The sequence below is a fragment of the Kosakonia sp. LAM2021 genome (assembly GCF_016620385.1).
Lineage (GTDB): Bacteria > Pseudomonadota > Gammaproteobacteria > Enterobacterales > Enterobacteriaceae > Kosakonia > Kosakonia sacchari.
Map to the genome: position 1 here is coordinate 119,766 of NZ_JAENHT010000011.1, position 22,785 is coordinate 142,550.

Annotated in this window: 23 protein-coding genes, 1 tRNA gene and 1 pseudogene; 14 read left to right on the top strand and 11 right to left on the bottom strand. The window is 46.3% G+C overall.

Annotated elements, in window-relative coordinates:
• Positions 1–86: 86 nt before the first annotated feature.
• Entirely contained in the window at positions 87–539 is a 453-nt protein-coding gene (gene matP / locus JKP81_RS20240; RefSeq protein WP_200553133.1) for a macrodomain Ter protein MatP, read from the top strand.
• Between the two features lie 75 nt (positions 540–614).
• Here the strand turns inward: matP and ompA are convergent, their stop codons facing one another.
• Together ompA and sulA are read right to left on the bottom strand one after the other, a co-directional pair.
• Positions 615–1,664 carry a porin OmpA gene (gene ompA / locus JKP81_RS20245; protein ID WP_017456226.1) on the bottom strand — a complete coding sequence of 350 codons (1,050 nt, stop codon included), beginning with the start codon at positions 1,662–1,664 and terminating at the stop codon, positions 615–617.
• A gap of 367 nt (positions 1,665–2,031) precedes the next feature.
• Positions 2,032–2,541 (bottom strand): SOS-induced cell division inhibitor SulA, encoded by a 510-nt coding sequence (gene sulA, locus JKP81_RS20250; RefSeq protein ID WP_200553134.1) that lies wholly within the window; start codon positions 2,539–2,541, stop codon positions 2,032–2,034.
• 218 nt (positions 2,542–2,759) lie between these two features.
• Here sulA and JKP81_RS20255 point away from each other — a divergent pair, with 218 nt between their 5' ends.
• Positions 2,760–3,380, top strand: a complete 621-nt coding sequence (locus JKP81_RS20255; RefSeq protein WP_017456228.1) for a TfoX/Sxy family DNA transformation protein — start codon at positions 2,760–2,762, stop codon at positions 3,378–3,380.
• Here the strand turns inward: JKP81_RS20255 and yccS are convergent.
• Complete coding sequence (yccS, locus tag JKP81_RS20260; protein ID WP_200553135.1) at positions 3,374–5,503, bottom strand: YccS family putative transporter; 2,130 nt, start codon at positions 5,501–5,503, stop codon at positions 3,374–3,376. The two genes, JKP81_RS20255 and yccS, sit on opposite strands and share 7 nt — an antisense overlap.
• A 17-nt stretch (positions 5,504–5,520) precedes the next feature.
• Positions 5,521–5,967 carry a YccF domain-containing protein gene (locus JKP81_RS20265; RefSeq protein WP_131411033.1) on the bottom strand — a complete coding sequence of 149 codons (447 nt, stop codon included), beginning with the start codon at positions 5,965–5,967 and terminating at the stop codon, positions 5,521–5,523.
• Positions 5,968–6,089: 122 nt separating this feature from the next.
• On the opposite strand from JKP81_RS20265, the gene helD reads away from it, so the two are divergent.
• Positions 6,090–8,144, top strand: a complete 2,055-nt coding sequence (gene helD, locus JKP81_RS20270) for a DNA helicase IV (protein WP_200553136.1) — start codon at positions 6,090–6,092, stop codon at positions 8,142–8,144.
• Between the two features lie 30 nt (positions 8,145–8,174).
• Here helD and mgsA read toward each other — a convergent pair whose 3' ends face one another.
• Positions 8,175–8,633, bottom strand: a complete 459-nt coding sequence (gene mgsA / locus JKP81_RS20275; RefSeq protein WP_200553137.1) for a methylglyoxal synthase — start codon at positions 8,631–8,633, stop codon at positions 8,175–8,177.
• A gap of 137 nt (positions 8,634–8,770) precedes the next feature.
• On the opposite strand from mgsA, the gene JKP81_RS20280 reads away from it, so the two are divergent.
• Entirely contained in the window at positions 8,771–9,184 is a 414-nt protein-coding gene (locus JKP81_RS20280) for a CoA-binding protein (protein WP_017456234.1), read from the top strand.
• A 28-nt stretch (positions 9,185–9,212) separates the two neighbouring features.
• Here JKP81_RS20280 and hspQ read toward each other — a convergent pair whose 3' ends face one another.
• Complete coding sequence (hspQ, locus tag JKP81_RS20285) at positions 9,213–9,530, bottom strand: heat shock protein HspQ (RefSeq protein WP_017456235.1); 318 nt, start codon at positions 9,528–9,530, stop codon at positions 9,213–9,215.
• Between the two features lie 60 nt (positions 9,531–9,590).
• Positions 9,591–10,781, bottom strand: a complete 1,191-nt coding sequence (gene rlmI / locus JKP81_RS20290) for a 23S rRNA (cytosine(1962)-C(5))-methyltransferase RlmI (protein WP_200553138.1) — start codon at positions 10,779–10,781, stop codon at positions 9,591–9,593.
• Between the two features lie 92 nt (positions 10,782–10,873).
• Between rlmI and yccX the strand changes: the two genes are divergently transcribed.
• Positions 10,874–11,155: an acylphosphatase gene (gene yccX / locus JKP81_RS20295; protein ID WP_017456237.1), complete on the top strand. Its 282-nt coding sequence runs from the start codon at positions 10,874–10,876 to the stop codon at positions 11,153–11,155.
• Here yccX and tusE read toward each other — a convergent pair.
• Both tusE and yccA read right to left on the bottom strand, forming a co-directional pair.
• A complete protein-coding gene (gene tusE, locus JKP81_RS20300) occupies positions 11,152–11,481 on the bottom strand; it encodes a sulfurtransferase TusE (protein ID WP_017456238.1) in 330 nt (109 codons plus the stop codon). The genes yccX and tusE overlap by 4 nt on opposite strands.
• 88 nt (positions 11,482–11,569) lie before the next feature.
• Positions 11,570–12,229, bottom strand: a complete 660-nt coding sequence (gene yccA, locus JKP81_RS20305) for an FtsH protease modulator YccA (RefSeq protein WP_020457281.1) — start codon at positions 12,227–12,229, stop codon at positions 11,570–11,572.
• Positions 12,230–12,501: 272 nt separating this feature from the next.
• Here yccA and JKP81_RS20310 point away from each other — a divergent pair, with 272 nt between their 5' ends.
• Together JKP81_RS20310 and JKP81_RS20315 are read left to right on the top strand one after the other, a co-directional pair.
• Positions 12,502–14,130 (top strand): ABC transporter substrate-binding protein, encoded by a 1,629-nt coding sequence (locus JKP81_RS20310; RefSeq protein ID WP_200553139.1) that lies wholly within the window; start codon positions 12,502–12,504, stop codon positions 14,128–14,130.
• 134 nt (positions 14,131–14,264) lie between these two features.
• Positions 14,265–14,352 (top strand) — tRNA-Ser (locus JKP81_RS20315).
• 216 nt (positions 14,353–14,568) lie between these two features.
• On the opposite strand, the gene JKP81_RS20320 is transcribed toward JKP81_RS20315, so the two are convergent.
• Entirely contained in the window at positions 14,569–15,051 is a 483-nt protein-coding gene (locus tag JKP81_RS20320) for a hypothetical protein (protein ID WP_200553140.1), read from the bottom strand.
• Positions 15,044–15,898 (bottom strand): transcriptional regulator, encoded by an 855-nt coding sequence (locus JKP81_RS20325; protein ID WP_200553141.1) that lies wholly within the window; start codon positions 15,896–15,898, stop codon positions 15,044–15,046. The genes JKP81_RS20320 and JKP81_RS20325 overlap by 8 nt, the downstream gene beginning before the upstream one ends.
• Before the next feature lie 596 nt (positions 15,899–16,494).
• Between JKP81_RS20325 and JKP81_RS20330 the strand changes: the two genes are divergently transcribed.
• The 7 genes and pseudogenes from JKP81_RS20330 to JKP81_RS20360 form a co-directional block, all read left to right on the top strand.
• The gene (locus tag JKP81_RS20330) at positions 16,495–18,204 is read left to right on the top strand and encodes a ShlB/FhaC/HecB family hemolysin secretion/activation protein (protein WP_370568906.1); all 1,710 of its coding nucleotides are present in this window, start codon (positions 16,495–16,497) and stop codon (positions 18,202–18,204) included.
• 19 nt (positions 18,205–18,223) lie between these two features.
• Positions 18,224–18,616 (top strand): holo-ACP synthase, encoded by a 393-nt coding sequence (gene acpS / locus JKP81_RS20335; protein ID WP_200553149.1) that lies wholly within the window; start codon positions 18,224–18,226, stop codon positions 18,614–18,616.
• On the top strand, positions 18,609–19,364 hold the full coding sequence (locus JKP81_RS20340) for an SDR family NAD(P)-dependent oxidoreductase (RefSeq protein ID WP_200553148.1): 756 nt from the start codon (positions 18,609–18,611) through the stop codon (positions 19,362–19,364). Before acpS ends, JKP81_RS20340 begins: the two co-directional genes overlap by 8 nt.
• 3 nt (positions 19,365–19,367) lie before the next feature.
• Positions 19,368–19,934 carry a 3-hydroxyacyl-ACP dehydratase FabZ family protein gene (locus JKP81_RS20345; RefSeq protein ID WP_200553142.1) on the top strand — a complete coding sequence of 189 codons (567 nt, stop codon included), beginning with the start codon at positions 19,368–19,370 and terminating at the stop codon, positions 19,932–19,934.
• A 3-nt stretch (positions 19,935–19,937) separates the two neighbouring features.
• Complete coding sequence (locus tag JKP81_RS20350; protein WP_200553143.1) at positions 19,938–20,219, top strand: acyl carrier protein; 282 nt, start codon at positions 19,938–19,940, stop codon at positions 20,217–20,219.
• A 30-nt stretch (positions 20,220–20,249) separates the two neighbouring features.
• Complete coding sequence (locus tag JKP81_RS20355; protein ID WP_200553144.1) at positions 20,250–21,410, top strand: aminomethyltransferase family protein; 1,161 nt, start codon at positions 20,250–20,252, stop codon at positions 21,408–21,410.
• A 101-nt stretch (positions 21,411–21,511) separates the two neighbouring features.
• A pseudogene (locus JKP81_RS20360) lies at positions 21,512–22,666 on the top strand (beta-ketoacyl-[acyl-carrier-protein] synthase family protein); the annotation flags it as partial.
• Between the last annotated feature and the right edge of the window lie 119 nt (positions 22,667–22,785).

A 22,785-nucleotide genomic window follows, 5' to 3' on the forward strand; every position in this document is an offset into this window, starting at 1 on the left:
ACCTAACCGAGGCTGTGATTTCTTTTCAGCAGAGTTGGAAAAAACTGATATTCTGAACTGAGTTACACGGTCACGTTGAGAGCGCAATGAAATATCAACAACTGGAAAATCTCGAAAGCGGCTGGAAATGGAAGTATCTGGTAAAAAAGCATCGTGAAGGGGAATTAATCACGCGCTACATTGAAGCCAGTGCCGCTAAAGACGCGGTCGATTTATTGTTGACACTCGAAAATGAACCCGTACAGGTCAACGGCTGGATTGGGCAGCATATCAATCCGGCGTTGATTAACCGGATGAAGCAAACTATTCGCGCCCGCCGCAAGCGGCATTTCAACGCCGAACATCAGCATACGCGTAAAAAATCGATCGACCTGGAATTTGTGGTCTGGCAGCGTCTGGCTGGGTTAGCGCAGCGCAGGGGTAAAACGCTTTCTGAAACGATTGTGCAGCTGATTGAAGATGCTGAACACAAGGAGAAGTATGCCTCTCAGATGTCTACGCTGAAGCATGACCTGCAGGCATTACTCGGGAAAGAATAGGTGCGTATTATCCCAGGCTGTTATTTCAGGCAATAAAAAACCCCGCTGATGAGCGGGGTTTTTCTAGACGGGAACTTAAGCCTGCGGCTGAGTTACAACGTCTTTGCTACCTTTAACTTCGATCTCAACGCGACGATCCGGTGCCAGGCAGTCGATCAGCGCTGCACGCGGTTTCACGTTGTCACAGGTGCTGCCGGTAACCGGGTTGGATTTGCCCATGCCACGTGCGGAGATTTTGTTAGCCGGGATACCTTTAGAAACCAGGTAATCAACTACGGACTGTGCACGTTTCTCAGACAGACCCTGGTTGTAAGCGTCAGAACCGATACGGTCGGTGAAGCCCAGAACCACTACGGAGCCGTCTTTCGGATCCAGGTTGCTCAGCTGACCATACAGCTGATCCAGTGCCTGCTGACCTTCCGGTTTCAGCGTTGCTTTGTTGAAGTTGAACAGAACGTCAGATTTCAGAGTGAAGTGTTTGGTCTGTACTTCCGGAGCCGGAGCCGGAGCCGGAGCAGCTACTACCGGAGCAGCGTCTTCTTGCTGACCGAAGCGGTAGGAAACACCTACGCTCAGCATGCCGTTGTCCGGACGAGCACCAACGGTGTTTGCATCACCGATGTTGTTAACCCACTGGTATTCCAGGCGGGTAGCGATATCGCGGGTAACTGCCCACTCAACACCACCAGCGAAGACCGGGGAAACACCGGTATCGTGATCTTTGAAGCCCTGGTTGTTCTGAGCGTCTGCACGCCAAACCATACCACCCAGACGAGTGTACAGGTCCAGATCGTCAGTTACCGGGTAACCCAGTTTAGCAGTCAGCTGAACGCCCTGAGCTTTGAACGCGCCGTTAACGGTGTCGCCTTTGTACGGCATACGACCCAGCCAGTCATAGCCCAGTTCGAAACCTACGTACGGGTTAACCTGGTAGCCACCGAACGCACCAGCACCCAGTTGGCTTTCGTGGGTCGGGCCATCGTTCTGCCATACCGCACCTTTGTCATGATACTGGGACCAACCCAGTTTACCACCTGTATACCAGGTGTTATCTTTCGGAGCGGCCTGCGCTACGGTAGCGAAACCAGCCAGTGCCACTGCAATCGCGATAGCTGTCTTTTTCATTTTTGCGCCTCGTTATCATCCAAAAATCGCCATGGGAATCTCTTTAGAGAAGCCACGGTTAAATCCTTCACCGGGGGCATTGCTCACTGACAACTCTGCAGATATCTTTACCGATATCTTTGGCTTATGCCGAGCACCCCTGGCGATGTAAAGTCTACAACGTAGTTGGAAACTTACAAGTGTGAACTCCGTCAGGCATATGAAAAAAAAGGCTTTGTATACACAATATTTAACACTTCTGATGAATCTTTCGCCACGGCTATTTCCGTACAAAGCGCGCTACACAGGCTTTCACGCTGTATTTTGACGATAAATTTGAAGTCCTACTCTTACGCAAAAAACATCCTAGGAAAACTCCTAAATTTACTCAATGATACAAATTCGAGTGAATTTTTATCCCGGAAAGCTGTCTCGCAGCCAGAGGATCGTGGCGTACAGGTCGCATAACGAAGCCTATTGCATTGCCTTCTTCTGCCGCCATAGCTAATTGGCGATGCTCCTCAGCGGTGAGCTCTTCAGAATGCCAGCCAATAACGACGCTATAGTTACCGGTGCGCAATGCACGAACCATTGAGTCCAGTGTTACGCTTGGAGAAAGCTGGTTCACCTGCATCACCTTGGTAAGGGGTAATCCAGCGGATTGCACCCATTCACGGCTGAGTTTTTGTTGAGGCGTCAACCACAACTGCCAACGGGATTGTTGCCCGAGTTGCTGCAGCAAAGGCAGCAAAAGAAGCTGCGTCATCCAGGGCTGGTCCTCACGATAGACCATTTCGCTAATCAGCCCGGTAGTGATGCTTGAAGGCTCAACGTGGTTCAATTTGTTGAGTGTAGAAGCGAGTGTTGTCGAACGATTAGCATAGTCTGAAGTGTACATAATCAATCCAGCCCTGTTAGTTACTGTATGTTTATACAGTAACTGTTGCATGCTCAGAGATCAACCTCATTTTCTGAAACTATCTCGCATTTTTGTTTTGTTCCTGCCACGTAATGAAAAATTTGCTTGCCGTCTTGCTCACAGTTGCCTATGTTCCTGCGTAGTGATTTCACTAATTTAAAACTGGCTTTTACTACGTGATTTATAAGGGAAAAATCATGGAAGACCTATCTTATCAACGGATATATCAGTCACGCGAATACCTCATGCCTCTCGGAACAATTTGTCACCGCGCTCATTTTGGCGGTTACAGCTTGTCGGTGGATAAAACTGTTTTCGCGATGGTTGCCGAGGGGGAACTCTACCTTCGAGCTTGTGAAGAGAGTGCGCAATACACGGTTACGCAAGATGCTCCGTTGCTGGTATTCAACAAACGCGGACGTCAGGTTTCGTTAAATTATTACTTCGTTAACGAGAGCCTGTGGCGTGATCGCTCGTTACTTTTGCAACTTTCGGCACTTTCACTCGATGCTGCCCGGCGTGATAAGGATCGGCGCAGTGCCAGAATGCGATTGCGCGATCTGCCTAACCTTACTTTTCAACTTGAAGCTCAACTCCATGAAGCGGGCGTACTGGATGCGCATACACTGCGAATGCTCGGGGCAAAAGTTTGTTGGCTTAGATTGAGAAAAACAAATAAGCACCTGAGTGCGAAAGTGCTTCTCGCCCTGGAGGGCGCAATTGTCGGGCTTCATGAGGCTGCGTTACCGGCGCCTCGACGCCGGGAACTGATGGAGTGGTTTAAGGGGGTGTTGAAGAAAGGGGCAAATCCTTATTGAGTGATTTGGCTTTTCAGACGGCATACTTCAGGCAATAAAGCTATCAGCAGGCCAATCTGTTGCAGTACCAGTGGTTCTTTGCTATCCGGGCGCGGCTCCAGGTGTTTAATGCGTTGGGATAGATCGACAAGGGTATCCTGCACACGTTTTTGGTCTGCTGGTAGGTGATGCAGGGCATCGTCAACATAGCAGACTGCATCATCAAGCAAACGTAGGATATCCGGCTGGGTGAGTTGCTCACGATGTGCGCCAAGCGCGGAAATATAACTGGTAAAGGTATGATTCAAGCATAATAAACGGAACGCGGCATCGCGAAGTTCAGGTGAGGTTCCGGGTTCGGAAGACATATTTGAAACGACCGATGCCAGTTCCGCATCACGGTTATAAGCATTACGTCTGGCGATACGGTAAGCAAGCCGGTTATCGCGTCCCTGATGGTACTGTTCAAGGATGGCATCAAGGTAGCGGCAGTTCGCGTCGAAGGCCTGCTCAATGACGTGGGGCAGGTGTCGAAAACGCCAGTCCGGCCAGATAAAACTCACCGCTGCCCAGGCGATAGCACATCCAATAAGCGTATCAATAATACGGGGAAGCGCGACTTCAAATCCTTCGCCCAGCAAATTAAAGCACAGCAACACCAGCAGTGTGATGAACATCGTGGCATGCGCGTATTGCACTGTTCGAAATGCAAAAAACAGTACGCCGGTGATGACGATGAGTATCAGTTGCCCTTCATGTGAGGGAACGAAGTAAAGTACCGGCAATCCGATCGCAACACCAATCAGCGTACCAATTACGCGTAATGTCAGGCGGTGGCGAGTGGCGTTATAGTTTGGCTGGCAAACAAAAAGACTGGTCAGTAAGATCCAATAACCATGCTGTAGTCCCGTTATTTGGATAAAAGCATAGCCGATACACAACACCACCGACATGCGCACTGCGTGGCGAAATAGTGCGGATTCAGGCGTCAAATTATTACGTAACCGCTGCCATATATCGTTGAAACTACTCAGACTATCGTCCGAAAGCTGATTTTCAGTGTCATTTGATAATGAGGGTTGTGGTTGCCCGGACTCAATAGTTGCTAACTGAGCGTCAATAGCCCTTAGGTTATCAAGAAGAAAACCAAGTGCTTTCATATGCTCCTGCGGCGTGATGCCATTAGCGCGAAGACGATCAAGCGCTGCGTCAAGGTGGGTAAATGCCCGTTCGAAGCGAGAATCATGTTGATACGGAGTGCGAAGCAAGATGGCGCGTGATAACTGAGCGCATGCATGCGATTGCATGGAAAGTAAGCGCTGAAAGCGGAACATCACATCGCTATAACGGAAGTGTACGCGCAGTGTTTGGTATTGAATATGTGACGAGCTGGCTCGTTCGTGAATATCTTGCGCCGCAAAATAGTAATGCAATGTTTGACGTGTGCCGCGCTGCCCACGATCCCCGCGCAAACGCGTGAGCAACGTTGCTTTGGTTTGATTGAGCGTGTTCACTAACTGACCATTCGCCAGGGCTAAATCATAGAGCGGCGCCTGACTATCATCTTCAATATCCGGGTCGAAAAGACGTGATTTCAGTTCAAGATAATGCGCCAGTTGTTCATAGCAGCGCGCCAGGTTGTCTTGTAGGGCGCGAATAGGGAAAACCAAATGTCCGACCAGCGTCAGCAAGTTAAACCAGATGGCCCCGGCCAATAGCAGCAGCGGTTGCTGATACCACTGTTCGAAAAGAGAAATCCCCAACATGGTATAGACCGCAATAAGCAGCGCACCAAAAGCAATGGTGGCGTAGCGCTGTCCAAGCCCGCCAAGCAGGATAAAACCAATGGTGGATGTCACAAGACCAAGCGCAAACAGCCATGGCCATGGGAAGAGTAACTCCACAGATGCAGACGCAATAAAAAAGCATACCAGCGTAATTATCAGGTTTTTCAGACGCCCCGTCAGGCGGTCATCCAGATCGGCAAGTGCTGCGGCAACGACGCCAAGCGTTAACGGGATGGTCAGTTTCACTTCGCCGAGTAGCCAGGGCAGCAAAGCAGTCCCGCAAAGCGCAATAAAAATTCTGACGTTATAGAGCCAGGCACTGTTCCATGTATAACGGCGAAGCAGAGGACTTAACATAATGACAAGCGATCCGATTATTGAAAACGACGGTGCGCATTGGCTTCACGGGCTGCGCGAGCGGTTTCTACAGAGACCACTCGTCGGCCAACTGGCCACAGCGCAATCGCAGCGATTTTAAAGTTCGCGACGCCAACGGGAATGCCGATGATGGTAAGACACTGCGCGATACCGGCGGTAATATGCATAATGCATAGCCACCAGCCAAACAGAACAAACCAGACAATATTCAGCAATGTGCCACCCGCATTTAACAGGCTGTTTTTGCTCTGTGGTTCGAGTTCATCAATGTGAATGGCTTCATTTCCCCAGGGGATAAGTGAGAGCTTTGTGATTTCCCAGCATGAGCGCGTCAACGGCAGAGTGATAATGAGCAGGGCGCTGATTATTGTAGCGAGTAGCCACCCGAGTGTTGTGGCAAAACCACCAAGCACAAAATTTAGAATATTCAAAACAGTACGCATAAAACCTCAGTACAAACCGGTCGGTAGTGAATGCCGGTAATTGTAACGATTATTTGGGCTGGAGCGCCAATTCTCTGGCAGGTAAACTGGCAATTATTGTCACAAGTTGAGAACGATAAGTCATGGAACTGAAAGCGACCTCATTGGGAAAACGTCTGGCGCAACACCCTTATGATCGCGCAGTCATTCTGAACGCCGGTATTAAAGTGGCAGGTGACAGACACGAATACCTTATCCCTTTCAATCAGTTGTTGGCGATTGAATGCAAGCGTGGGTTAGTGTGGGGAGAAATGGAATTTCAGCTTGCCGACAACAAAGTGGTTCGTCTTCACGGAACGGAATGGAGCGAAACACAGCGTTTTTACCATCTCTTAAATGAGCGCTGGAACCGGTGGAGCGCGGAAATGAGCGAGGTCGCTGCCGGGGTTTTATCTGAGCAACTGGAGCTGATTTCCGGGCGTATTGAGCCAATGAAATGGCTTACCCGCAAGCAACTTCAGGGGATACAACAGCAATTGCAGCAGGCGTTTGCTGCATTGCCGATTCCAACAAGCCGATTACCGGAGTTTGATAATTGCCGTGAGCTTTGGCGTCAGTGCCAGTCGTGGCTGACAGATGTTGAGAAGCGCCGGGCAGAACACAATCAAACTTATACTGAAACCATGGTTACTCAGTACGCCGCTTTTTTTGAGCAAGTTGAAACCTCTCCTTTAAACCAGGCGCAAGCGCGTGCCGTGGTCAATGGTGAACACTCTTTATTAGTGCTTGCTGGCGCGGGCAGCGGAAAAACCTCGGTTCTGGTAGCCAGAGCAGGCTGGTTGCTGGCTCGTGGCGAAGCCTCAGCAGATCAAATTTTGCTGCTCGCGTTTGGTCGAAAAGCTGCCCAGGAGATGGATGAGCGTATCCAGCAACGGCTACATACCGAAGAGATTACCGCGCGCACTTTTCATGCGTTGGCGTTGTATATCATCTCCCAGGGAAGTAAAAAAGTGCCCGCGTTAAGCGAGCTGGAAAATGATGCATCCGCGCGTCTTAGCTTGCTTACGGACACCTGGTGCCAGCAGTGCAGTGAAAGGAAAGCACAGGCGAAAGGATGGCGTCAGTGGCTGGAAGAAGAGATGGAATGGGATGTTCCTGAAGGTAATTTTTGGGAAGATGCAAAATTGCAGCGCCGCATCGCTTCGCGTCTGGATCGCTGGATTGGGCTGATGCGTATGCATGGTGGTGCACAGGCGGAGATGATCGCCGGTGCACCAGATGACGTTCGTGATCTGTTCAGTAAACGCATTAAACTGATGGCGCCGATTTTAAAAGCCTGGAAAGCCGAGCTAAAATCTGAAAACGCCGTCGATTTTTCCGGGCTGATTCATCAGGCGATCAATGTGCTCGAAAAAGGGCGTTTTATTAGCCCGTGGAAGCATATTCTGGTTGATGAATTTCAGGATATTTCACCGCAGCGCGCGGCTTTGCTGGCTGCGTTGCGTAAGCAAAACTCACAAACGACACTGTTTGCTGTCGGGGATGACTGGCAGGCTATCTACCGTTTCAGCGGCGCGCAACTTTCCTTAACCACCGCTTTCCATGACTATTTTGGTGAAGGCGATCTCTGCGCGCTGGATACGACTTATCGTTTCAATTCACGCATTGGTGAAGTTGCGAATCGCTTTATCCAGCAGAACCCATGGCAGCTTGCAAAACCGTTGAATAGTTTGAAAACAGGCGATAAAAATGCAGTGACGCTGATGGCGCAGGATCAGCTGGATGCGCTATTAGATAAGCTCAGCGGATATGCAACGCCGGAAGATAGGATCCTGGTTCTGGCGCGTTATCATCACGGAAAACCTGCCGTTCTGGAGAAAGCAGCCACCCGCTGGCCGAAACTTCAGCTCGATTTTACGACTATCCACGCCAGTAAAGGACAACAGGCGGACTATGTGATTGTGGTGGGGCTGAAAGAGGGCGCGGATGGTTTTCCTGCCCCGGCGCGGGAATCCATAATGGAGCAAGCCTTGCTACCGCAGGCGGAAGAGTTCCCTGATGCGGAAGAGCGACGATTGTTGTACGTCGCATTGACGCGCACACGCCATCGCGTCTGGCTGTTGTTTGATAAAGATGAACCGTCACGCTTTGTCGACACGTTAAAATCGCTGGATGTGCCAGTCGCGCGAAAACCGTGAAACGAAGGCGGCCGCTGCGGCCGCCAGGACTTATTTCAGACGCTCAGCGAGGTAACGTTGGTAGTCCGGAATCAGGATGTCGACGCTGTTATTAAACTGCGGAGAGTCGATAATAAAATCAGCGGTAGATAAATTGGTTGCAACCGGAATATTCCACACCGTTGCAAGACGTAAGAGGGCTTTCACGTCAGGATCGTGCGGGACAGCATTAAGCGGGTCCCAGAAGAAAATCAGTACGTCGATTTTGCCTTCTGAAATCAACGCGCCGACTTGCTGGTCGCCACCCATTGGGCCGCTCAACATGGCGTTGACTTCAAGGCCGGTTCCTCGCTGAATCAAATTTCCGGTTGTACCAGTCGCATAGAGCTCATGCTTGGCCAGTACTGGCTGGTGGCGTTCTACCCATTTCATTAATGATTGCTTGCAATGGTCGTGTGCGACCAGTGCAATATGTTTGCGCACGGGTAAGGTGCGAGTAGTTGATTCCATAATCCGCTTCCGTCAGTGATTTTCGCTACAGATTACTGGAAGCGTCTGATGCTGCAAGAGAAGTGGATAAAAAAATCCGAAAATGGTCGAGTGGGTCTGTTTGATTTACACTTTGGTGATGTCGCCGGGAGGAAAACATGAAAGAAACCGATATTGCCGCTATTTTACAGTCGACCCAAACTATTGCCCTGGTTGGAGCAAGTGATAAACCCGACAGACCAAGCTATCGCGTAATGAAGTATTTGCTGGACCAGGGTTATCATGTGATTCCCGTCTCGCCGAAAGTAGCAGGTACTACCCTGCTTGGGCAGCAGGGCTATGCAACGCTTGCCGATGTGCCAGAAAAGATCGACATGGTGGATGTTTTTCGTAATTCGGAAGCGGCGTGGGGGGTTGCTCAAGAGGCGATTGCCGTTGGCGCGAAAACGCTTTGGATGCAATTAGGGGTGATTAATGAACAAGCCGCCGTACTGGCGCGTGAGGCGGGGTTAAGTGTAGTTATGGATCGCTGCCCGGCGATTGAGATCCCGCGGCTCGGTCTGGCGAAATAAAAAATACCCCGCATCTGGCGGGGTATTTTTAGTTGCGCAAGCGCGGAGCCTGAAGCTGTCGGCGAATGGTGCGCGCCAGTTCGTCCATGGATGGCTGCTCCGGATGTTCATCCGTAATTTCGCTTGTCAGCTGCGCTTCTGCCAGGTATGTATGCACTGGCTGGCCATCATCATCTTCCATCACGACATGATACCAGGGCAGTGCGCGGAGTTCGTCGTTCACCGCCAGTTCGTCTGCTGACGGCTCGTCCAGTGAATACTCAGGATCGATATCGACTACTACGCCAAGATACCCCAGCAGTGAGTGGCGAACTTGCTGACCGATACCGAATTTGCTGGCAATCATTGTCACCTCCCGGAAACCTTACATACCCGCAGATATGCGGGCGCGGTTCCAAATTTCAAGTTACATGACGCGGCAGGCAAACCCTTTCAGATACAGCCCTTCCGGGTAGGTAGCGATCACAGGATGATCGGCGGCCTGACGGAACTGTTCTATAAATTGTACATCACGACCAGCATCTATTGCGGCGTCAGCAATGATTTTCTGAAATAAATCTGTGGTCATCAAACCGGAACAGGAGAAAGTGAGCAGTACACCGCCGGGATTCAGGAGCTGTATCGCCAGCATGTTGATGTCTTTATAACCGCGACAGGCACCCATCAACTGGCTCTTGTTTTCCACGAATTTTGGCGGATCCATTACGATGACATCGAAAGTTTCGCCCTGATCGCGATATTTGCGCAGCAGTTTGAATACGTCGTCGCGAACAAATTCTGCTTTGCTTAAATCCAACTCGTTCAGCGTAATGTTCTGTTTTGCGACATCCAGCGCTTCCTGCGAAGTATCCACACTGACGACCTGGCGGCATCCGCCCATCAGCGCGGAAACAGCAAAGCCACCGGTGTAGGAAAAGCAGTTTAGTACGCGTTTGTCTGCCACGTAGCGACGTGTTGCCAGCCGGCTGTCGCGCTGATCGAGGTAGTAACCGGTTTTATGCCCGCCCTGAATATCGACAAACAACTTCATGCCGTGCTCTTTGATAGGCAACAACGTGGGCGGCAGTTCGCCGACCACCAGCCCTTGCGCGAGTTCCAGACCCTCTTTTTTACGCACGGCAACATCGCTGCGATCGTAAATCGCACATTGTGGATAGAGTGACTGGAGCGCTGAGATAATGGCTGGACGCTGGTATTCTGCACCTGCGCTAAGAAGTTGAAGAACGAGAAAATTACCGAAACGATCAATGGTTACGCCTGGTAACCCGTCTGATTCGCCAGCAATCAGGCGATAGCTGTCCAGACCATCGCGTTGCGCCAGCCAATCTCGCCACTGCTGCGCTTGTTGTAGGCGACGGGTGAAGAACGCGATATCAATGCTTTCATTTTTATCGAAAGTCCAGACGCGAGCACGAATCTGCGATGCAGGAGATAATGCTCCACGCGCCAGCCACTTGCCTTGATGATCGACGATATCAACCGTTTCACCGAGGCTGGCTTTGCCTTCCATGCGCGCAACCGCGCCGGAGAAAATCCAGGGATGACGGCGAAGCAGGGATTTCTCGCGCCCTTTGGCTAACACTAAACGTACACTCATATTCGGCTATTCTATAAACTGAAGAAAATGGGCGCTATTGTCACGGGTTCACCGGGCAAATGCAACGAGCCTGAGTCGAAAGGGGGTCAAAGATGGCACATGTCTGCACAATCGCCTGGGTACATGGAATGGTGCAGGGCGTCGGGTTTCGCTATACCACACAGCACGAAGCGCAGAAGCTGGGTTTAACGGGGTATGCACGTAACCTTGATGATGGCAGCGTCGAAGTGGTTGCGTGCGGAGACGAGCAAGCGGTTAATCAACTGGTTGCGTGGCTAAAAGCAGGGGGGCCGCGTAGTGCCCGGGTTGACAGAGTGCTTGCCGAACCGCATCAACCCGGCAGGGAATGGACAAACTTCGGTATTCGCTATTAGATGCACTTCACCGGTTTTGGCAAACCAGCGATCTTTGTCGCCTGTTTAGCAGGTCCTTTTGGAAACAGGCGGTACAAATAGCGGCTGTTGCCTTTTTCTTCGCCAAATTTATTGGCCATCGCTTTTACCAGCATGCGAATGGCGGGAGACGTATTGAATTCCAGGTAAAATTCGCGCACAAAGCGCACCACTTCCCAGTGCTCAGGAGAGAGAACTATGTTCTCTTTCTCTGCAATGACAGGCGCTAAGGCTTCACTCCACAGAGTCGTGTCTTTTAGATAGCCTTCACTATCGGTTTCGATTTCTTTACCTTCAAAGATCAACATAATTTTTCGCAGCGTTAGTCAACAACGGCGGGAGTGTAGCAAAAAACAAAGCCCCGCATAAGCGGGGCTAATCGGGAGTCAAGATTGTTTAATCCCGGTTGGCGAAGCCCAGAATACTCAACAGGCTGACAAAGATGTTGTACAGCGACACATAAAGGCTGACAGTGGCGCGGATGTAGTTGGTTTCACCGCCATGGATGATATTGCTGGTTTCATACAGGATGGCGCCGCTGGAAATCAGGATGAATACAGCGCTGATTGCCAGGTGCAACGCTGGCAACTGCAAGAAGATGTTCGCGACCATGCCAATCAGTACCACCACAACACCCGCCATCAGCATGCCACCGAGGAAGGACATATCCTTGCGTGTCGTTAACACGTATGCGGAGCAGCAGAAAAAGACCAATGCAGTGCCGCCGAGTGCCAGACCAATCAGATCGCCCATTCCTGCTGAGAGATATGCATTAAGCATTGGCCCCAGGATATAGCCGAGGAAACCAGTGAACGCGAAAGCAGCCAGAATACCTGTCGGTTTGTTCGCCAGCTTATAAGTCAGAAACATTAACCCGTACATCCCAACCAGCGTCAGGATCAGGCCCGGAGAAGGCAACATTAATACGGTGCTGGCAGTCGCCGTAATTGCGGAAAACGCCAGCGTTAAGCTTAAAAGGAAATAGGTGTTACGCAGAACTTTGTGCGTACTTAGCAGGGAAGTACGGTCACGCGATGAAGTAATAATACGATCCATGAGTCACTCTCTTATGACAGATGTAATTGTTTGCAGAGTCTAAAAAAGTCTCGCTTGCTGACAAAGTTGTTTTACCCATCTTTACTCATAACGCAGCGGTGCTGACACAGTGTTTCATGCGCAGCAATGAGCGCTACGCAGCATAAAGGAATAAATGTGAGGCAGATCCATATTGGTGTCTTATATGTCACTGAAATCTATTGCTATATAACTATTGGGGCGCTAAGAGTGTAATCGCGTCGTGACAAAGTACATTATTAAGGCGAAAGGACATGAAACCACAAACACGAAACCACATTGCACTTTCATTATTGACTATCGGCATTCTGAGCGCATGTTCTGGCGCGTTTGCAGCGACGGTACCCGCAGGAACAACGCTTGCTGAAAAACAGGAACTGGTGCGTAACAATGGCAGCGAGCCTGCATCGCTGGATCCACATAAAGTGGAAAGCGACGTCGAGTTCAACATTATCAGCGATATTTTCGACGGGTTGGTTGCAGTTAAGAAAGATGGAACCATTGAACCTCGGCTGGCGGAAAAATGGGAGAACAAAGATAACACTGTCTGGATTTTCCACTTACGCCCGGGGATCACATGGTCTGATGGTACGGCGATCACGGCAAAAGATGTGGTCTGGAGCTGGCAACGTTTAGTCGATCCGAAAACGGCATCCCCTTATGCCAGCTATCCCGGAAATATGCATATTGTTAATGCCGCTGATATCGCGCAAGGTAAAAAAACGCCTGATACGCTTGGCGTGAAGGCATTAGATGATTCAACGCTGGAAGTCACTTTGACGCAACCTACGGCATCTTTCCTGCCGATGCTGGCGCATCCATCTCTGGTTCCGGTAGACAGCGTGTTGATCAATCGTTTTGGTGATAAATGGACAAAGCCGGAACATATTGTGACGAGTGGTGCTTATAAGATCACCGATTGGGTCGTTAATGAACGCATTGTTGCCCAACGCAATACCCGTTATTGGGATAATAAAGCGACAGTGATTAATAAGGTCACTTATCTTCCTATCAACGCTGAAACTGCGGACGTTAACCGTTATAAAGCCGGTGAGATTGATATTACCTACACTATTCCTGTGAACCAGTTTGCGCAGTTAAAGAAAACGTTAGGCGATCAGGTGCATGTTGCTCCGCAACTGGCGACTTATTATTACGAGTTTAATACCACTAAGCCGCCATTTAACGATCCTCGAGTACGCCGCGCACTCAATATGGCGCTGGATAAAGATGTCATCGCGGATAAAGTGATGGCACAGGGGCAGCGTCCTGCATGGGTAGTCAGCCAGCCAGAAATTGGCGGTGTCAAAATAGCATCACCAGATTACGCATCATGGCCGCGGGAAAAACGACTGGCCGAAGCGAAAAAACTCCTTAATGAAGCTGGTTTCAATGATGAACACCCACTGAGTTTCAGCCTCCTGTATAACACGATGGAAACACATCAGCGGATTGCGATTGCCGCCAGCTCAATGTGGCAAAAAAATCTTGGTGTTAATGCAAAACTGCAAAACCAGGAGTGGAAAACCATGCTCGATACCATGCATACGGGTAATTTTGATGCGGTACGGTATGCATGGATTGCAGACTATGCTGATGCAGCCACTTTCCTGAATAATTTCCGTACTGGCGACAGTGAAAACACCAGTAAATATAGCAATCCGGCGTATGACGAAGCCCTGATAAGAGCAGCTAAAGCAAAGGATATCGCTGAGCGTGGTAAATATTACCAGCAGGCAGAGGATATCCTTGGAGAAGATGTTCCGGCTATCCCGGTTTATCACTATGTTCGTACGCATCTGGTGAAGCCTTGGGTCGGCGGGTTTGCGCCCGATAGCCTGGGGGTATACCTGACAAAAGATATGTACATTGAGAAACACTGATCTGAGATGCGCTGAATAAACGGTCATTGTGCTGGTATTTCAATCTAACAACACGATTTTGATGGTTTTTCAGGCAAACAAACATTCCCGGGCTTTACATGCGACTCGAGGATGTTTATAGTGCGCCTCACACCGGAAGTGTGGCCGAGCGGTTGAAGGCACCGGTCTTGAAAACCGGCGACCCGAAAGGGTTCCAGAGTTCGAATCTCTGCGCTTCCGCCAAATATAAAGCCCCAGCCTATTTAATAAGCTGGGGCTTTTTTTATTCCAGGCAAATCAACTTCAGAGGCATTCCGCGCCATTCTTAGATTTGGATAGGGAATGCGTGAATTCCATTGATGTTCAATCAGCTCTGCTGTTGTTATTAAAGATGGAAGCAGGGGAGGACAGGTTTGGTCGTCCCCATCATGCAAATTTAATGACTTTCGCTTACTTTTCTTAGCGGGCGCAAAAGAACAGCGGCCGTTTACCAATGGTGAAGAGAAATCCTTGCGATCCCTGAGGATGGATTGAATACGTGATGCTTTTATTCGGATAAACGTAAAAGCCGGGCAACACAGTAGCGATGACTTTATCCGGCAAGGTTTCCAGGCTATCGACTTTGTTTATCCCGGATGACTGAAAATTATAGATGCCGCGATTTTCGGTCCAAGTAAAGGAGATATCTCTTCGTATAGTGCCTTCTGGGTGAGTGTTTTTCAGATAACTTCCGCTTACTGAAACGATTCCACTTCTTTTTTCATTATTGTACATAAAATCGAATGTTATGTTGGCTTGTGTTCCTTTATGAAAAACAATCATAGAAGCGCTGCAACTTTCAGCACTTCTGTTTTTTATAAGCAATGAGTAATAAAAATATCCCGCCACAATCCCCACGCTTATAAAAATCAGACTTAGAAATAAGATTGCTTTTTTAGTCACCGTTTACTCCCCTGATTAAAAGTGAAATGCATCCTGGCGAAGATGTTGTCGAGAATTTATTCTTGCAGACTAAAGCAGCGAGTGATGGTGAAGTCTGTGATGTTGGGAAATAGACCCAGGGATAATTTTTACAGTTCAAACCGGAGTCTTTAATAAGAGATTTATACTTCAGGTAATATTCATTGTTATCATGGCTTTCATCCTTAGTGTAAAAATGGCAACCATCTTCCTTTTCAATAAACTTATAACTTTCAAAAAAATCAGCATTATTATTAATATTCCATGCCAGGTAAACGACTAGTAGACCTGCGATAAATGAAGCTGAAGCAGCGAAAACTCCATTCGACATTGCAAATGGCTTCTTTTTCTTAATCGTACGAGTTTCTTTTTCTGCGGGAAGAACTTGCTCGCTCACATCATCCTTTGGCTGATTAAACACTTCAGGAATGTTATAAGTTGTTTGATTACTGGTAGTAGAAACAGGGAAAGGTGTAGCCGGTTCGTTATCGTTTCGCCTGGAGATTTTTACACTGTCATCTATCTGAAAACCTTTCCGGGGTATGGTTGCAATAAGCCTTCTGTCTGTCTCACCAACAGCACGCAGTCCACGGCGAACAATGGATATATTTTGGTAGAGCGTGTTCGTTGGAACTAACATTCCTTCTTCTTCCCAAACTTTCTTAAAAAAATCTTGCTGAAGTACAATATCTGGAGATGCTTCAAGGAGTAAGAGAAGGCAACGGCTGGCTGGCGATGTAAGCGTGACATTCATTTCAGGATTATTTACTGAGGACAGTCTTTTCATTCCCGGCCTGAATTCAATGTTGTCGTTGATAATCCAGTACATATATATTCCAAAGCAGCCAGAGGCTGTGTCCTTTATTAGCAATGTATGTAATAGGTTAAAATGTCAGGTTATTAATTTCAGCATAACAATAGATGTATTGCTATGTTTTTTACAACAATTAAAGCCGTCAATCTGATGATTTTATCGTAGATTGATTAATAACCAATGCTATTGATACAAATATCCCGAAAAAATCTTGATAGTAAGGCGGGGCCTTCTGAGTGCCAGAGTCTGGTATATATCTTAAATTGAATTTTGTTGCTTTAAGATCTTATTTAAGAACACAAAGATGAAGGGTTTTCCTTGCGAGAATATATATTTATAAAATATATGATTGTTTGATGCTAATGGCATGGTGTTTCATTATGTGGTTTTTAAGGTTGGAAGGGGCAGGATTCTCCCAGAATAGATGTTTTAGCACTTTATTAGACGCTGAAATGATTGTTAAATCACCAGTGGTTAACCTGACAATAGCAAGAATGATTAATTGAATGCATACTTTTTGATTATGTATTATGTCAATAATATTACCACTGCAATAATATTAGAAGTTTAACGGGTGTTGATTTTTATTCTTTAAGGATAATTAAGTTTTTTTGGCTGTTGTTATGAAGATAATGGCAGCTGTTAGGCGTTCTCATACTTTTAATTTTCTTGAGGTTATGGAAATCAAATTTTATTTTTTAGCTTTCATTTTGTTATGCAGTGCTCGTGCGTATGCTGATACTCAGTTAGAACGACTAGCCAAAGAACAGCAAAAAAATGATAATAACACCGCTCAGGAAAACCGGGTTGATAAAAAAGATGTTTTCTCGAAAGTTGAAGATAAAAATGTTATAACTTTTAAATTACCCTCTGAAAAAGATTGTTATCCTATTACAGAACTTATCCTCGAAAACGAATTTTTGGGTAGTAAAATGATTCGAAATATAAAGGATGAGATCTCGAACAGTTGCCTTGGTACGAAAGGTATTGAGTATGTTGCGACGTACTTGCAGGATTATTATATAAAGGCCGGATATGTAACAACGCGCGTGAATATTCCTGTACAAAACTTAAAGGAAAAAAAGTTACAGCTAAATATTTCAGTAGGAAGGATCAATAAGGTGATCATTGCAAAAGATGACATCAGAAGTTGGAGCCTACCATTTGCATCAGGTGATATTCTTAATCTGCGAAATATTGAACAGGGTCTGGAGAACTTGCAGAGAGTGCCTGGTGTTGATGTTAAGATTAACATCGTACCTGGAAATCGCGACGGCGATAGCGATATTGTGATTAACACTAATCGTAATAAATTATGGAATATCAGGACAACGTATAACAACTGGGGTGATAGAAGTACAGGAAGGATGCTTACTGGTATTTCAGGTTATTTGTACAACTCTGCAAGGCTTGGCGATCTTTTTTATTTGGCGGGTACCAGCAGTACAACTGGCGGATATAAAAGCATCAGCGCTTTTTATAGCATACCTGTAGGGTTTTGGGATTATGAAGTTTTCTACAGTAGCAGCATGTCTCGACAACGTGTAGGACTGAGCTATTGGGATTTAGACTACCAGGGAAAAAATCAATACCTTAGTTTGAAAGGAACCCGAACCCTTTTCCGCAATACGGATAAAAAAATAACCGGAAGTGTAGAAATATTAAGGCGTAGATCTGCGTATCAATTGGGTGGCGTGGATTTAGCGCTGCAAGAGCGAGATATGGGTAATCTACGCCTTGGGTTAAATTTTAAACAAAATCTCCAGGATGCGACGTTAGACTCCTCCCTTAGCTGGCAACGTTTTATGACTTGGTTAGGTGGTGAGAAAACTCCGGATATGGTGTCAGGCGATGTGAGTTCTAAAAGCCAAATTTTTAACCTGAATACAAGCTATGTTAAATGGTTCAGCGCTGGGCCTTTACAATATTATTATGAATTGAATATGGGTGCTCAATTTTCGCAATCGCCGTTAACACAACAAGATCAATTTACAATCGGTAACCGATGGAATGTTAGAGGTTATGAAACCAGTACGGGATTAGACGGAAATAAAGGATTTTATATCCAGAATACATTCCATTTCCTTATCGGGGATTATAACTCTGAATTATATTTTGGCGCAGATTATGGACAGATTACTGGTGAGATATACCCACAAAATGCTTTTGATGGGAAAAGGATAATCGGGTCAATCATTGGTGTTAAGGGAACAATTAAGTCACTAGGATATGATATTTCTTTATCAGCTCCCTTAATATCCCCGGCTGGCCTCGTAGAAGATCGATTTATATCTAATTTTAATATAACTTATCAACTGTAACCTTATGGCAAATGCAGGAATACGTATCGGTACTGATATCGTTGAAGTAAAACGGATCACCAACGCGATTAACAATGGCGGCGCGTATTTTTTACAGCGTGTATTTACAAAAAAAGAGATAATAAAAATTAATGCCAATGAACCGGATTTTGAAAGGGCATCCGGATTCTGGGCTGCGAAAGAATCAATTGTTAAAGCGCTTGGTTGTGGTTTCCGGGATGGAGTGTGCTTTAAAGATATAGAGATAAATCATGATGAATATGGTTGTCCCTCTTTCTTATTTACTGGAAGATTGAACGAAGTAATAAAGGAAAGTGGTGTTGTTGACGTGTCACTTAGCATATCGCATTGTCGTACTCATGCCGTAGCTGTATCTGTTGTTAACTCAATTGTGTGTAATGGAAATGTATAAATATAATGATCTAAAAGGCAAAACAGTTTTGATATCAGGAGCCAGTGGTGACATTGGTATTGCCATCTGCGAAAAATTTCTGGAACAAGGATGTGAAGTCTACGCATTGTATAATACCAATGCGGATCGTTTACACGAGCTAAAAGAAAATGAAGCAGTAGGGCAAAGATTAAATATATTACAATGTGATATAGCTGATCCTGAAAAGGTGGCTACATTAATGAAATATTTAAATGCTAAAGTAACGAAAATCGATGTATTAGTGAATAACGCCGGTATTGTTAAAGACAGTCTCTTTGCATCAATGACTTTTGAGGACTTTAGTACTGTTATTGATACTAATATGCTGAGTACTTTCAGATTAACGAAGGAAGCTTTAATGCTACTGAGATGTTCTGAAAGCCCCGCGATTATCAATGTTGCGTCTATAGCAGCAGTCATTCCAAGTGTAGGGCAGGTTAATTACAGTGCGTCAAAAGGTGCTTTGCTCGGTTTTACCAGAACATTAGCCGCAGAATTGGCTCCTCGAGGTGTGCGAGTGAACGCAGTTGCTCCTGGAATGATTGAATCGAGGATGGTAAAGAAAGTTTCTCGTACTGTGGTGCGTGAGGTTACTCATTCCATCCCTTTGAAACGTTTAGGCCAGTGTCAGGAAGTAGCGAATACAATTGTGTATTTAAGCTCTTCTGCCGCCAGTTATATTGTTGGCCAAACCATCGTGATTGATGGTGGCCTGGTTATGCGGTGATTTATGTCCAGATATTCTATTCCTTCTAAAATTTTTCTTGAAATGGGCGGGTGGCGGCAACCCTTATTAATGGTCGACAGAATAGATGATTATAAATATGGGGAAAATGGGTATGTGCAGATCGTAAAGCATATTACTTATAATGAACCCTATTTACTTGGCCACTTTCCAGATGACCCTATCATGCCCGGTGTTCTCATTGCGGAGATATTTGGTCAGGCAAGTGAGTATCTTTCATTTATTACTGATGTTTGCGATATTTATTTTGAAAAATTTGGTATTGAATTAAAAAGCTTACGAGATATTTATGCGAAGATCCATCAGCAAGAGTTATTGGATATCATTCGAAAAAGACGTTCGCAAGTGCGTGGCGTATTAGCAGCACAAAATTTAAAGTTTAAAGATATTGCTTATCCGGGAGATACGATCGAGGTCACAAGCAAGCTGGCGTTTTCAGATCCAACTGGGTTTAAGCACTATTCCGTGACGGCTAATGTTGGTAAGAAGTTAATTAGCCAGGGAACAATAATTAACTACCGTGAAGCGAAACACATCATTAATGGAACATAAGTAATGACAACTATGCATGATAATATCCAGGAACGTAAAAATGTACTTTTCACAATCAAAACCGAAATCATCCAGCGATTAAATATTCAAAGGGATGAAACGCAAGTTGATGACGATACACCATTATTTGGTAACGGCTTAAAGCTGGATTCAGTAGACGCGACAGAAATTATTGTTTTACTTGATAAGGTCTTTGATATCCAGGTAAGTGAAGGCGACGATCCTTCTTACATGCGTAGCATTAATAATTTGGCATCATTTGTTATTACAAAAAAACGCTCCTGACTTTTTGATCAATTTACCTGAAGAGGTTTTATGAAGTCTCTTAATGATTTGCATTTGGAAAACAATGCCCGGATGGGCATTTATAATAATCACTCTGTTCCCGTAGCGTATCACGATCTTGCAATTGAATATAAAGCAGTCAGAGAAAATGCCTTGCTTATCGATTATTCACATATGTCAATCGTTAGCGTGATGGGAGATGATGCCTGGGCTTTAGTGAATCATATGGCCTCTGCTGATATCTCAATTATTCGCGATGAGCAAGGTATCTATTCATTGGTATTAAATGAGGATGGAACCATCCGTGGGGACATGTATGTGCTCTGTACCTCTGACGGTTATTACCTCCTTTCAGAAAACATCCCGGCGCCGGAGATAATCGAACGTCTTACTTCAATTTTAGAAAGCAGTGAAGAACTTGATATCGTTGAACTGCCGGCGATTAACTCTATGGCAGATAGCGGCTGGGGCGCTATTATGCTGGAAGGGCCTTACTCCTGGGAAGTTATGTCAGAAATATATGGCTACGACATTATTGGTTTACCTTATTTTGAATACATCAATGAGGCCGATGAACTGATCATCTTCCGCTGTGGGAAACATGGCGAATATGCATATATGGCCATTGGCCCGGAACCTGCCCTGGTGAAATTATGGGAAAACATCCTTTCGATTGGTGGTAAATATCAATTGAAAACGGGTGGCATCCAATACCAGGATATTGTTCGTCTTGAAAACACCGGCTGGGATGAAGGTATTTTTTCCGGGTATAGCAAAAATCCGATTGAACTGCAAATGCAATGGGCAATTCAATACGATAAAGAAAATTTTATTGGCAAGTCAGTGATAGAGCCACAGTCCCATAACCAGGGGGAGCGTAAACTCGTTGGTATGCTCCCAACTGCAGAGTGCAGCGGTATTAAATCTGATGATAAAGTTTTGGTTGAGGGTAAAGAGGTTGGCATTATTGTTAAATCCGGTTTTTCCCCTGCGCTACAATCTTTTATCGCGCTAGCTTTGATTGATAATGACTATGCTTTGGCGGATATCTCAGGGTTTGAAATTTTAACGGCAGAAGAAAATATCCCGGCCAGAACACAAAGTGTGCCGTTTTTATATAACTTAAGTATGTTGGTTAATCCGGCCGAACATAGTTTTATTGATTCGTCAAAGTCAAAGCGAATTACGTAATTCTAATAACTCAAACAAAAGTAAAGCGACAGATATAAATATGTTGCTTTACTTTAGCTATTTATTATGGCCGAAAAGATTTTCTACTCCGGGGGATAACAATGAAGACAAACCGAAAACGAGTTGTAATTACAGGCATGGGGATTTTGTCATCCCTGGCCGAAAATATTGAAGATTTCAAAAAAGCGCTATTCGATAAGAAAAATGGTGTCGGCGATAGTGAGCGATTTACAGCGTGGTTTGAAAATGCTCGTGCAGCGGAAGTTCTTCACGAAATAGATTATTCAGGGATCCCCGAAGACATCATTCACTCACTGGATAACGCTGCTTTATGGGCATACAAAGTGGGCAAAGATGCCCTGACTCAGGCTGGGCTTGTCAATAACAAAGCATGCCTGGATGAGACAGGATTAATTATTGGCGTTTCTTCCGCTGGCACAGAAGCGTTTCTGCCAATTTTCGAGCAGCGAATGGAGGATTTCTCGCTTCGCAAAGCTATTTATTCGGGGGGATTTTCTTCCTGTTGCTCAAGTGTTTCGACACTCTTAGGCCTTAAAGGCGGCGGGGAATTGGTCGCAACAGCCTGTACTGCCAGTCCTAACGCGATCGGGATGGCTTTTGATTATATCCAAAATGGTAAAAGTAAGACCATGCTGGCTGTCGGTACAGAACCGATCTATCTGCCGACATTTGCTGGATTTTACGCATTGAACGTTATGCACCCCGACACCTGCACCCCCTTTTCAGGTCACTCTGGCATGTCTATCGGCGAAGGTGCCGGCGCGATCGTGCTGGAGGATTATGAACACGCTATCGCTCGCGGAGCCAAAATTTACGGTGAAATTCTCTCTTACGCGACCTCCTGCGATGCCTACCATGAAACCGGCCCGGACCCACGAGCCAGTGGTGCTGTACAGGTCATGCTTAAAGCCATGGAGAATGCCGGCGTAAAACCGGAACAAATTGATTACGTCAATGCACACGGTACAGGTACCGAAGCGAATGACCGCATTGAAACGCTGGCGATGAAGAAAGTGTTTCCTGATAACGATCATTTGCTTGTCAGTTCAACGAAATCATATTTCGGCCACAACATTGGTGCTGCAGGCATTGTTGAGCTCATCGCTTGCCTCGTGACACTTCCTGAAAATAAAGTTTTACCGACTCTCAATTTCTCAATTGCGCGGCCAAATTGCGACCTGGACTATGTCGCTAATGAGTTTCGAGAAAAAGAAATTAATATCTTTATGAAAAATTGAATCGCCACGGGTTTAACAGACACCTCAGAGTCATTTAAGATGGCTTAAAGAGAGGTGCCCATGAGCGGTAAGCGTTATCCCGAAGAGTTTAAAACTGAAGCAGTCAAACAGGTTGT